General features: G+C 64.1%; 9 protein-coding genes. 3 read left to right on the top strand and 6 right to left on the bottom strand.

What is annotated here, in order from left to right; all coding sequences use genetic code 11:
• Window position 1 precedes the first annotated feature (1 nt).
• On the top strand, window positions 2–1,429 hold the full coding sequence (locus ACP5E6_RS12795) for a gamma-aminobutyraldehyde dehydrogenase (RefSeq protein ID WP_427954627.1): 1,428 nt from the start codon (window positions 2–4) through the stop codon (window positions 1,427–1,429).
• A 68-nt stretch (window positions 1,430–1,497) separates the two neighbouring features.
• Here ACP5E6_RS12795 and ACP5E6_RS12790 read toward each other — a convergent pair whose 3' ends face one another.
• From ACP5E6_RS12790 to ACP5E6_RS12765, 6 genes are all read right to left on the bottom strand, one after another.
• Entirely contained in the window at window positions 1,498–4,626 is a 3,129-nt protein-coding gene (locus ACP5E6_RS12790) for an efflux RND transporter permease subunit (RefSeq protein ID WP_427954626.1), read from the bottom strand.
• A 4-nt stretch (window positions 4,627–4,630) separates the two neighbouring features.
• Entirely contained in the window at window positions 4,631–5,773 is a 1,143-nt protein-coding gene (locus ACP5E6_RS12785) for an efflux RND transporter periplasmic adaptor subunit (protein ID WP_427954625.1), read from the bottom strand.
• A gap of 270 nt (window positions 5,774–6,043) precedes the next feature.
• Window positions 6,044–7,630: a phosphoglycerate dehydrogenase gene (gene serA / locus ACP5E6_RS12780; RefSeq protein ID WP_427954623.1), complete on the bottom strand. Its 1,587-nt coding sequence runs from the start codon at window positions 7,628–7,630 to the stop codon at window positions 6,044–6,046.
• Window positions 7,631–7,636: 6 nt separating this feature from the next.
• The gene (locus ACP5E6_RS12775) at window positions 7,637–8,818 is read right to left on the bottom strand and encodes a phosphoserine transaminase (RefSeq protein ID WP_427954621.1); all 1,182 of its coding nucleotides are present in this window, start codon (window positions 8,816–8,818) and stop codon (window positions 7,637–7,639) included.
• A gap of 100 nt (window positions 8,819–8,918) precedes the next feature.
• Entirely contained in the window at window positions 8,919–9,881 is a 963-nt protein-coding gene (locus ACP5E6_RS12770; RefSeq protein ID WP_427954620.1) for a cytochrome c oxidase assembly protein, read from the bottom strand.
• Window positions 9,882–9,917: 36 nt separating this feature from the next.
• Complete coding sequence (locus ACP5E6_RS12765) at window positions 9,918–10,424, bottom strand: Lrp/AsnC family transcriptional regulator (RefSeq protein WP_427954619.1); 507 nt, start codon at window positions 10,422–10,424, stop codon at window positions 9,918–9,920.
• A gap of 186 nt (window positions 10,425–10,610) precedes the next feature.
• On the opposite strand from ACP5E6_RS12765, the gene trxB reads away from it, so the two are divergent.
• Both trxB and ACP5E6_RS12755 read left to right on the top strand, forming a co-directional pair.
• Window positions 10,611–11,576 carry a thioredoxin-disulfide reductase gene (gene trxB / locus ACP5E6_RS12760; RefSeq protein WP_427954628.1) on the top strand — a complete coding sequence of 322 codons (966 nt, stop codon included), beginning with the start codon at window positions 10,611–10,613 and terminating at the stop codon, window positions 11,574–11,576.
• 67 nt (window positions 11,577–11,643) lie between these two features.
• Window positions 11,644–12,531 carry a LysR family transcriptional regulator gene (locus ACP5E6_RS12755; RefSeq protein WP_427954618.1) on the top strand — a complete coding sequence of 296 codons (888 nt, stop codon included), beginning with the start codon at window positions 11,644–11,646 and terminating at the stop codon, window positions 12,529–12,531.
• The last annotated feature ends 100 nt before the right edge of the window (window positions 12,532–12,631 follow it).

The following is a 12,631-nucleotide window of genomic DNA, read 5'->3' as shown; positions in this document are numbered from 1 at the left end:
GATACCGGTGCGGATGCTGATCGGGTCCGGGTTCGAGAGCGGCGGCGGGGCGCCGCTTGCGATTATCAATCCGCGTACCGGGGGGACGATCGCGATGGTGGCGGAGGCCGATTCCGACCAGATCGACCGGGCGGTGGGCGCGGCGGTGCGGGCGTTTCCCGGCTTCTCGCGGCTGCCGCCGGTTGAACGTTCGTTGATGCTGCTGCGGCTTGCCGACCGGATCGAAGCCGCGGCGGCCGATTTCGCGCGGCTCGAAGCCCTCAATTGCGGCAAGCCGTATCCCGCCGTGGTGCGCGATGAGATGCCGGCCATTGTTGATTGCTTCCGATTTTTCGCCGGCGCCGCCCGCTGCCTGCCGGGCAGCGCCGCGGGGGAGTATCTCGCGGGTCACACCTCGATGATCCGGCGCGACGCGATCGGGCCGATTGCCCAGATCGCGCCGTGGAATTACCCGTTGATGATGGCGGCGTGGAAAATCGCCCCGGCGCTCGCCGCCGGCAACACCGTGGTGCTGAAACCATCCGAACTCACGCCGCTCACCGCGTTGAAACTCGCGGAGATCGCCGCCGACATCCTGCCGCCGGGCGTGCTCAACATTATCGTCGGCCATGGCCACACCACCGGTCAGCGCCTGATCGAGGATGCCCGCATCGCGATGATCTCGGTCACCGGCTCGATCGGCACCGGCGAGCGCGTGCTCGAGGCGGCGGCGCGCACGATCAAGCGCACCCATCTCGAACTCGGCGGCAAGGCGCCGGTCATTGTGTTCGACGATGCCGATCTTGATGCCGCCGTCGCCGCCGTGCGTGATTTCGGCACGTATAACGCCGGGCAGGATTGCACCGCCGCCTGCCGGGTTTATGCCGCCGCGCCGATTTACGAGCGCTTCACCGCCGACCTCGCGCGTGCGATCGGGACGCTGCGCTATGATCGACCCGATGATGCCGAGAACGACCTCGGCCCCGCCATCTCGGCCCGCCATCGCGCGCGGATCGCCGGTTTCGTCAGCCGCGCGATCGAACAGCCGCATGCCGAATTGCTGGCCGGTGGCGGTCCCGGCGCGGGGTCGGGCTTTTATTTCCAGCCCACCCTGATCGCGGGGGCGGGGCAGGATGATGAAATCGTGCGCAGCGAGGTGTTTGGACCGGTCATTTCGGTCACGCGCTTCACCGAGACCGAACAGGCGATCGATTGGGCGAATGATTCCGACTATGGGCTTGCCTCATCGGTCTGGACCCGCGATGTCGGCCGCGCCATGCGGGTGGCCGCGGCGCTGCGCTACGGCGCCACCTGGATCAACTGCCATTTCATGCTGACCAGCGAAATGCCCCATGGCGGTCTGAAACGGTCCGGCTATGGCAAAGACCTCTCGCTCTATGCGCTGGAGGATTACACCGTGGTGCGCCACGTCATGGTCAGGCTTGACTAGGGCGATAGGCGATTAAGGTACCGCTGCCGCGTCAACGTAATCGCCTATCGCTCTAATCGCCTATCGCTTTATGGCCGGGGTTGGCCGCCTTTCCGCCGGATGCTGCGTTCACGCAGGGATTGGAACACGACATAGAGCAGCGGAATGATGAAGATGCCGACCCCGCTGGCCGCGATCATGCCGGCGAACACCGGCGTGCCGAGGGAGCGGCGGCTGATCTGGGCGGCGCCGGTGGCGATCACCAGGGGGATCAGGCCGAAGATGAACGCGATCGAGGTCATCATCACGGCGCGGAACCGCATCCGCGCGCCCATCACGGCGGCGTCACGGATCGACATTCCCTCCTCGCGGCGCTCCTTGGCGAATTCGACGATCAGGATGCCGTTTTTCGCCGACAGGGCGATCAGCACCACCAGCCCGATCTGGGCATAGAGGTTGAGCGTCAAGCCGCCGATGACGATGCCGAGCATGGCGCCGAACACGCCCACCACGACCGAGAGGAGCACCGGGATCGGGATGATCCAGCTTTCATACAGCGCCACCAGGAACAGGAAGGCGAACAGGATGGAGAGCGCGAAAATCACCCCGGTCTGGCCGGCGGCCTGTTTTTCCAGATAGGCCGTGCTGGTCCATTCATAGGAGAAGCCGGCGGGCAGAACGCGGGCGGAGATTTTTTCCATCGCCGCCAGCGCGCCGTTGGATGAGACGCCGGGGGCGGGGCTGCCGATGATCGGCGCCGCTTCGGTGTCGTTGTAGCGGCTGATGATCTGCGGGCCGAGGATGGTGTGGGCGGTGGCGAGGGAGCGGAGCGAGATCATGGCGCCGGAGGTGCTGCGCACGTAGATCCGCCAGATCGCGTCCCGCGTGTCGCGATCGGGTTGCGCGGCCTGGATGTTCACCTGCCAGACCCGGCCGAACAAGTTGAATTGATTGACGTAATACCCGCCCAGCGAGGCCTGGAGCGCCGTGAAGATCGAGGCGATCGGCACGCCGAGCGCCTGGGCCTTTTCCCGGTCGATGTCGAGATAGATCGAGGGGTTGTTGGCGCTGTAGGTCGAGAACACATGCGCGAGTTTCTTGTCGCCATTGGCCGCGACGATGACCGATTTCAGCACGCTGTCGAATTTCTGTTGACTGGCGCCGGAATCGTTTTCCAACTCGTACTGGAAGCCGCCATTGGTCGAGAGGCCGATGATCGGCGGCAGGTTGAACGCCACCACATTGGCCCCCTTGAGCGAGGCGGTGGCGGCGAAGACGTGGTTGATCACCGCCATCACGTTGTTGCGCGCGCCGGGACGGTCGGCGAAGGGTTTCAGATGGGCCACCATGAACAGCGCGTTGGGTTCGGTGGCCTGGTCGAGGATCGAGAAGCCGTTGATCGCGATGGCGTCCTGCACCTGGGGGAAACTGTGCAGGATTTTGGTCAGCTGGTTGCCGATCGCCTCGGTGCGCGGCAGCGAGGCGCCGGGCGGCAGGGTGGCCTGGATGAAAAACGCGCCTTGATCCTCATCGGGCAGGAAGCCGCCGGGCGTGATGGTGTTCATGAACGCCACCAGCAGAGCGAACACGCCGATGACCGCCAGCGCGATCCAGGGCCGGCGCACCAGACGCGTCACGCTGCGGGCGTAGCCATCGCGGGTGCGATCGATGCCGGTGAGGATTTTGCCCAGGATGCCGTGACGCTCGTGCTGCGGGCGCAGGAAGATCGCGCAGAGTGCTGGCGAGAGGGTGAGCGCGTTGGTGGCTGAAATCAGCATCGCGACGCTGATGGTGACGGCGAATTGGGTGAACAGAAGGCCCGACAGGCCGGGGATGAACGCGACCGGCACGAACACCGAGAGTAGCACCAGCGAGATCGCGATGATCGGCGCCTGGATCTGGCGCATCGCCATTTTGGCGGCCTCGCGTGGCGGCATGTCCGGATTTTCCGCCATCACGCGTTCGACGTTTTCGACCACGACGATCGCGTCATCGACCACGATGCCGGTGGCGACCACCAGCGCCAGCAGGGTGATGGTGTTGGCGGAATAGCCGAAGGGGAGCAGGAAGGCGAAGGCGCCGATCAGCGCGACCGGGACCACGACGGTGGGAATGATCGTGGCGCGCCATGAGCCGAGGAACAGGAACACCACGAGGACGACGAGGGCGAACGCCTCGGCGAGGGTGAGTTCGACCTCGTGGATGGTGTCGAGCACGAAACTGCTGGAGTTGTAGACGGTTTTGGTTTTCAGCCCGGCGGGAAAGCGCTTGGATAATTTGGCCAGCGTTTTTTCCAGCGCGGCCGAGGTGGCGACCGCGTTGGCGCCGGGGGTGAGAAAAATACCGATCGCGACGCCGTTGGCGCCGTTGATCCGGTCGATCTGGCTTTCGCTCTGTGCGCCGAGCACGATTTTGGCGACGTCCTTGAGGCGCAGAACCGAGCCGTCCTGGTTGGCGCGCACCACGATGTTGCCGAATTGCTTCACCGAGCTCAACCGGCCCTGGGTCTGCACCGAGAGCTGATATTGCTGGTTCTTGCCGACCGGCATCAACCCGATCGTGCCGACCGGCGCCTGGATGTTCTGGTCATCGATCGCCGCGATCAGGTCGGACGGCGTCAGCCCCAGCTCGGCCAGGCGATTGGTGTTGAACACCACCCGCATGGAATAATTCTGCGCGCCGAACACGAACGCCTGACCCACGCCGGGCACCCGGCTGATCGTGTCGAGCAGATTGATCGTGACATAGTTGGAAATCTGCAGCGGGGTCAGCTTGTTGCCGGGGCTGTAGAAAAACTGGAACGCCAGCACCGAGGAGGATCGCTTGCGGATGGTCAGCCCCTCGGCCTGGACCTGGGCCGGTAACTGGCTGAGGGCCTGCTGCACCGCGTTGGTCACGTTCACCGTATCGATATTCGGGTCCGAGCCGAGCGCGAAACTGACCGTCAGATTGTAGCTGCCGTCGTTTGCGCTGGTGGAGGAGGCGTAGAGCTCGTGATCGAGACCGTTGACCTGCTCCTCGATCGGTTCGGCGACGGTGTCTTCCACCACCTTGGCCGAGGCGCCGGGGTAGTTCGCGGTGACCTGCACCTGCGGCGGCACGATGGCCGGGAACTGGGCGACGGGGATGTGGGTGAGCGCCAACAACCCGGCGATGGTCAAAATCAGCGCGATGACCAGGGCAAACCGTGGCCGGTCGATGAAGAACGCCGGGATCATCGGCTCAACCCTGCGCTATCGGTGATGTGACGACATCCGGTTGCACGGTCAGGCCCGGATGGACTTTCTCGATCCCGTCGATGATGACGCGGTCGCCGGGGGTGATGCCGCTGGCGATCGTTGCGGTGGCCGGGGTGGTTTGCGCCAGCGTGACCTTGCGGCGCGTCACGATGTTCTTGTCGTTCACCGTCAGCACATAGTCGCCGAGCTGATCGGCGAGCACGGCATCGCGCGGCAAGACGATCTCCTCGGTCGGGTGCTTGCTGCGCAGCACCACGGTGACGAATTCACCGCTGGTCAGCTCGCGGTTGTTGACCTTGGCGTCGCCTAGTCCGGGGATCACCGGATTTGCGATCGTGCCCTGCAAGGCCAGGCTGTCGGTACTTTGGCTGATCAGGTTGCTGGTGAAATCGAGCGTGCCGGACTGCTTGTCCATCCGCCCATCCGGCAGGCGCAGGCGCAACGCCACCGCATCCAGCCCGCCCTGGCGGGCGAATTGGTCGCGCAGCTTCAGCGCGTCGCGGACCGGCATTGAAAACCGGATATTGATTGGATTCTGGGTCACGACGGTCGCCAGGGTGCCGGTCGTCGGGCCGACGACGTTGCCGATATTGACGCTGGTGGGACCGATCCGCCCGTTCACCGGGGAGCGGATCTGGGTGTAACTCAGATTGATCGCGGCGGTTTCGCGCTGCGCCTTGGCGGCGGCCAGATTGGCGGCGTCGCTCTCTTCGGTCGCCCGCGCGTCATCGAGGGTCGAGCGCTGGCCGGCCGGGGTGTGCAGCAGGTTCTGCGCGCGCGCGAGGGTGATTTTAGCGTTGTCGAGGGTGGCCTGCGCCGAGGCGACGGCGGCATTCGCCTGGTCGAACGCCGCCTGATACGGGCCGGGCTCGATCACATAGAGCAACTGCCCCTGCTTGACCTCGCCGCCCTGGTGAAACAGCCGCTGCTCGAGATATCCGGTGATCCGGGGCACGAGGTTGACGATCCGCGTCGCCTGCACCCGGCCGATGTAGGATTGTTCCTGATAGACCGGTTGCCGCTTGACCACAACGACGCTGACCGCCGGCGGCGGCGGGGCGGCATGGGCGATTTCCCCGCCGATCAGGATCACAGCAGCAACCAAACCCATCGTCAGACGACGCATCGATACCTCTTTCTCGGCCAGACCTGAACGGGAACATTGGATGAGGGCCGACTTGGGCAAGCCGGCAGGCACCGCAATCCGCACCCTGCCGAATTGATCTGGATCAAAACGGCAATGATTCTGCCCTGCCAGCCTTAATTATCCGCCAGCCCGGCGTCAATCGGTGGCGGGCTGATCCGAAACACTCGGTTACAACGCGAGGCGCGCGGGATGGGCGCAGGATGCGGCGGTGATGCCGTATCCTGCGCCCTTTGTTCGCCGGAGATTGCTTTAAAAGGAAATCTGGGTCGCCTGCATCACCTGCGGCAGCGCGCGGATTGCGGTGAGGGCGGCGTCTGGCAGGGTTTCATCGATCGAGATCAGACACACCGCATCGCCGCCCTCGGCGGCGCGGCCGAGGTGGAAGGTGGCGATGTTGATGTTCTTTTCGGCGAGTATGGCGCTGCATTTCGCAATGAAACCGGGCTTGTCCTGATTGGTGACGTAGAGCATGTGCCGGCCGAAATCGGCTTCGACCTTGATGCCTTTGACCTCGACGAGGCGGGGTTTGGCGCCGCCGAACAGCGTGCCGGAGACGGTGCGGGTCTGATCGCCGGTGGTGACCGAGATGCGCACGAGGGTCTGGTACTCGCTGTCACGGTCGTGCACGGTTTCGGACATGTCGATGCCGTGATCGCGCGCGAAGACCGGGGCGTTGACCATGTTGACGCCTTCCATCATCGGCGCGAGCAGGCCGGCGAACAGGGCGGCGGAGAGTGGGCGATGGTTGAGATGGGCGGCGGCGCCTTCGTATTCGATGCCGACTTTCTGGATCACGCCGTGACGGGCTTCGGTGAGCTGGCCGGCGAAGCTGCCGAGCAGCTGACAGAGCTGCATATAGGGTTTCAGGCGCGGCGCGTCCTCGGCGGAGACCGAGGCCATGTTGACCGCGTTGGTGACCGCACCGGTCAGCAGGAAGTCGCTGATCTGCTCTGCGACCTGCAATGCCACGTTTTCCTGTGCTTCGGTGGTGGCGGCGCCGAGATGCGGGGTGCAGACCACGTTGTCGAGGCTGAACAACGGGCTGTCGGTCGCGGGTTCGACCTCGAACACATCGAGCGCGGCGCCGGCGACGTGGCCGGAGACCAGCGCATCGTAGAGTGCGGCCTCATCGATCAGGCCGCCACGTGCGCAATTGACGATGCGCACGCCCTTTTTGGTTTTGGCGAGGTTGTCACGCGAGAGAATGTTGCGGGTCTGGTCGGTCAGCGGGGTGTGCAGCGTGATGAAATCGGCGCGGGCGAGCAGCGTGTCGAGCTCCACTTTTTCGATGCCCAGCACGGTGGCGCGCGCTTCGGTGAGGTAGGGGTCGTAGGCGACGACGCGCATTTTCAGGCCGACCGCGCGATCCGCGACGATCGAGCCGATATTGCCGGCGCCGATCAGGCCGAGCGTCTTGTTGGTGAGTTCGACGCCCATGAAGCGGTTTTTCTCCCATTTGCCGGCCTTGGTCGAGGCGGAGGCTTCGGGGAGCTGGCGCGCGAGGGCGAACATCAGCCCGATCGCGTGTTCGGCGGTGGTGATGGCGTTGCCGTAGGGCGTGTTCATGACGACCACGCCGCGGGCGGTGGCGGATTTGACGTCGACATTGTCGATGCCGATGCCGGCGCGGCCGATCACTTTCAAATGGGTGGCGGCATCGAGCAATTCGCGGGTGACCTTGGTGGCGGAGCGGATCGCGAGACCATCGAACTCGCCGATGATGGCGCGCAATTCGGCGGGGGTCAGGCCGGGTTTGACGACGACATCGACCCCGCGCTGCTTGAAAATGTCGATCGCGGCGGGCGACAGTTTGTCGCTGATCAGGACTTTGGGCATTTTATCTCAGACCTTGGCAAGTGTTTCGGTGGCGACGGCATCGATCGCCCAGTCGATCCAGGGCAGCAGGGCGGCGATATTGGCGGTATCCACCGTCGCCCCGCCCCAGATCCGCAAGCCGGGCGGCGCATCGCGATAGGCGGCGATATCGTAGGCCACGGCTTCGGCTTCCAGCAGGGCGGCGATCCGTTTCGCCGCCTTGGCCTGGAAATCCGCATCGCGTGCGGTAAACCACGGTGCCGTGATCGTCAGGCAGATCGAGGTGCAGGAGCGGATCGCAGGGTCGGATGCGAGAAACGCAACCCGCTGGTTTCCCGCCACCCAGGCCGTGATTGCCGCCAGATTGGCCTCGCTGCGCGCGATCAGGGCCGGCAGGCCGCCGATGCGTTCAGCCCAGCGCAGCCCATCGAGCGCATCTTCGGCGGCGAGCATCGACGGGGTGTTGATCGTCTCGCCGATGAACAATCCCTCGGTGAGCTTGCCGCCGGAGGTCATGCGGAAGATTTTCGGCAGCGGCCAGGCGGGTTTGTAGGTGGTCAGGCGCTCCACCGCGCGCGGGCTGAGGGCCAGCATGCCGTGTGCCGCCTCGCCGCCCAGCACTTTCTGCCAGGACCAGGTGACGACATCGAGCTTGTCGAACGGCAATGCCATCGCGAAAGCGGCGGAGGTGGCATCCGCGATCACCAGACCGGTGCGATCCGCCGCGATCCAGTCACCGTTTGGCATCCGGGTGCCGGCCGTGGTGCCGTTCCAGGCGAGCACCACGTCATGGCTGAAATCGACCGCGGCGAGATCGGGCAGTTGGCCATACGGGGCGGACAGCACCCGCGCATCCGCCAGTTTCAACTGCTTGATGACATCGGTGGCCCAGGCCTCGGAAAAACTCTCGAACGCCAGCACATCGACCGGGCGCGCGCCGAGCAGGGACCATAGGGCCATCTCGACCGCGCCGGTATCCGACGCGGGCACGATGCCGAGCCGCCACTCCTTCGGCAGGCCGAGAATATCGCGCGAACGGGTGATGATTTCGGTGAGTTTCGCCTTCGGCTCTTTCGCCCGGTGGCTGCGGCCGAGCAGGGCACCATCAAGTGCTGCGAGGGAAAACCCGGGGCGCTTGGCACAAGGGCCGGATGAAAAATTGGGGTTGGCGGGACGGAGGGCAGGTTTTGCCGCGATTGAGACATCCATCGATGGTCTCCCTTACAGAAGAAAAGCGTCCCGGTGGGGGGACGTGACCCGGTGCCGCCTGTAGCTTAGCCGCCTGAGTCGCGCAAGAGAGGCGGGCGGCTCACCGTCCGGTCCATTTCGCCTCGATCACGCGCCGGCCCGGTGGAATCGGCGTCGCGCGGGTTTCGGATTCCTCGTTCTTGCGGATTGCGTTGAGCAGCACGAACAACACGGCTGTGTTGAGCAGGCCCGGCGGAATCCATTCGATCATGCCGCCGATCAATTGATCCTGCAGCGGCGAGATCGATGGATATAACCGGCCGCACAAATCGTAGAAATCGTAATAATTGATCTCGGACAAGGCGACGGTGGCGGCGACCAGGATTTGGGGAAACATCGTCAGGAACCCGCAGGCCATGCGGGTCAGATAGGAATATCCGGCCTGCGCCTTGGGCCTCGGGTCGATCACCACGAGCCAGAACAGCAGGCCGGCGAGGATCATCGCGATATTCATGAGCGCGTAGAGCGGCGGATTGATCATCGACGCGAAATCGACCGAGGGCAGCAACCAGATATCGGTCACCGCGATCGAGATCAGCGCCGCCACGATCGGGTTGCGCAGCACGGCGAGCGGCAGTTTCAGAATTTTGTGGCTGGCGAACGCGATCACCTCGGCCGGCACGCCGGCGGCGAGCACGTCACGCGGCCAGGCGAAAGCGATCAGAAAGGGGGCGAAGACCCCCAGAGTCATCTGCTGGAGCCGGTTGAGGAAGAACATGTGCTGCGCGGCGTATTCGAAATGGGTCTGCGCGACGAAATAGATGGCGGTGATACCGGCGAAATAGGACACGCGCCGCCACAGGGCCGGACGATCCGCCGGGGGTAGCCGCTGCAGGCCGCGCGCGTACCAGAAGCCGAAGATCAGGGTTCCCGCGAAAATCGGCGCGTTGAAGATGAACGGGGCGAGATAGGGCAGATCCGCCGGCAGCGCGCGGCAAGCGAGGTCGATCAGGATACCCGCCACCGCGATGAGGCCAAGGGCGAGGCGATCGCCGCGATCGAATCGATGAATTGTTGCGCTCATGGCCGGCGCCATGCGGTGCGGTGGGGCATGCCGCGATCAGATCGGAACACCGGCCAGGACCCGGCTGGTGCGAATCGTCTGCAACGTCTGGACGCGGGTGACGTTCGGCGCCGCGGTGAGTTGTTCGGTGAGCCGGTTCTCATGCGCCGCATCGCGCGCCACGAATTTCAGCAGGAAATCGCCGCCGCCGCGGATCATGTGGCACTCGCGCAGTTCCTCCCAGGCGCCGACCAGTGTCTCGAAGGCGTCGAGCACGGACTGGCGCTGGCTGTCGAGCCCGACGATCGCGAAAAACTGGATCTGCCAGCCGAGTTTTTGCGAGTCGATATCGGCATGATAGCCCCGGATCAGACCGGCTTCCTCCAGACGCCGCACCCGGCGCAGGCAGGGCGGTGGCGAAATTCCGGCGCGCGCCGCCAGCTCCACATTGGTCATTCGCCCGTCTGCCTGCAACTCGGACAGGATGCAGCGGTCGATATCGTCAAGCTGCGGCAGATCGCCGAAGCGGCTGGTTGCGTTATGGTTAGCCGAGCTGAGCGGCATGGATCTCACCGGTGACAGAGTGGTTGACGTAATATAATTACATATCGCGGTGCCGTGAAACTGTTCAAGAGCGCACGACCGGCCGCACGGCGCTTGTGCGACGCGATACAACATCGATATGCTACAGGCTTGGCACATTATCGCGCCAGGCACAAAATCAGGATACGAGTACCCATTATGGCTGACATGGACCCCACCATCGAGACGCGCGTCCTGATCATCGGCGCGGGACCGGCCGGTTATACCGCCGCGATTTATGCCGCGCGGGCGAATCTGGCGCCGATTCTGGTTGCTGGTTTGCAGCCGGGTGGCCAGCTCACCATCACGACCGATGTGGAAAATTATCCCGGCTTTGCCGATGTCATCCAGGGGCCGTGGTTGATGGAACAGATGGAGGCGCAGGCGCGCCACGTCGGCACCCGGATCGATCACGACATTATCACCGCGGTCGATTTTTCGCGCCGTCCGTTTCGCGCGACCGCGGATTCCGGGGCGGTCTATCGGGCCGAGGCGATCATTATTGCGACCGGCGCGCAAGCCCGGTGGCTTGGCCTGGCCTCCGAACGGACGTTCCAAGGTGCTGGTGTCTCGGCCTGCGCCACGTGCGACGGTTTTTTTTATCGCGGCAAATCCGTCGCGGTCGTCGGCGGTGGCAACACGGCGGTGGAGGAGGCGCTCTATCTGACGCATCATGCCAGCCACGTCACGCTGATCCATCGGCGCAACAGTCTGAGAGCGGAAAAGATCCTGCAGGAACGGCTGTTCGCCAACCCGAAGATCGATGTCATCTGGGATCATGCGGTCGATGAAATTCTCGGTGGCGGCACACCCCCGACCGTGACCGGCGCCCGGCTGCGCAACATTGTCACCGGCGCGATGCGCGACATCATGATCGACGGTATTTTCATCGCGATCGGCCATGACCCCGCGACACGGATTTTTCGCGGCGCCGTGGAGATGGATTCCGAGGGTTATATCACGACGATCCCCGGCAGCACCCGCACCTCGGTGGCTGGCGTCTTCGCCGCGGGCGACGTGCAGGACCGGCTCTATCGCCAGGCCGTCACGGCGGCGGGGTCCGGCTGCATGGCGGCCCTTGAGGCCGAAAAATTCCTCGCGGATGTCGCGGCGATCGAACAACCCGCGACATGATACCGAAAACAGAACCATGGCGCAGCGCGACGCCTCAGAAGGGAAGCTGAACGTGACAGGAAATCATATGGATTGGGACAAATTGCGGGTCTTCCACGCCGTGGCCGAGGCGGGCAGCTTCACCCATGCGGGTGATACGCTCAACCTCTCGCAATCCGCGGTGTCGCGCCAGATCTCGGCGCTCGAGGAGGCTCTGGCGGTGCCGCTGTTTCATCGCCATGCGCGCGGCCTGATTCTGACCGAGCAGGGCGAACAATTGAATCGCACGGTGCGCGAGGTGTTCGCCAAGCTCGCGATGACCGAGGCGTTGCTGGCTGAGAGCAAGGAACGTCCGGCGGGACGGCTGAAAGTGACGACCACGCATAGTTTCGGAGTCGCCTGGCTGGCGCCGCGCCTGAAAACGTTCCTGAGCCAGTATCCCGACGTCAGCATGACTCTGCTGCTCGACGATGTTGATCTTGATCTGGCCATGCGCGAAGCCGATGTGGCGATCCGGATGCATCCGCCGCGTCAGCCCGATCTGGTCCAACGCAGTCTTGGCGAGATCCGCTGGCAGATTTTCGCCTCGGAAGATTATCTGAAACACGTCGGCAGCAAGCCCGAGCGCCCGGAGGACCTCGATCAGCATCGGTTGATCCTGTTCGGTGATCGCAAACCACCGGTTGCCGATGTCAATTGGCTTGCGGGACTCGGCCATACCGAAGGCGCGCCCGCGCGAGCCGGTGCGCTCGAGGTTAATTCGCTGCAAGCCATGCTGATCGCCATTCGCAGCGGTCTGGGCATCGGCGCCGTGCCGGAATATCTGGCGGAGGACACCACTGGCCTCGTGCGGTTGTTGCCGGATGCCAAAACCCCCAAGATTGACATGTTTTTCGTCTATCCCGAAGAGCTTCGGAACTCGAAACGGGTTGGCGTCTTTCGGGATTTTCTGGTTGCCGAAATCGGCCGTCGCTGATCGGATCGGAGGGGTTGGACCTGGATTCTGGCGGGATCGGACCCGCCAGAGCGATATGCGATTAAGTTGACGCGGCAGCGGCAACATAATCGCATGAAAT

The organism is Acidiphilium sp. (assembly GCF_049977125.1).
In the GTDB taxonomy this organism is placed as follows: domain Bacteria; phylum Pseudomonadota; class Alphaproteobacteria; order Acetobacterales; family Acetobacteraceae; genus Acidiphilium.
The sequence above is the reverse complement of the archived record's forward strand: the minus strand, read 5'-3'. Positions and strand labels throughout refer to the sequence as shown.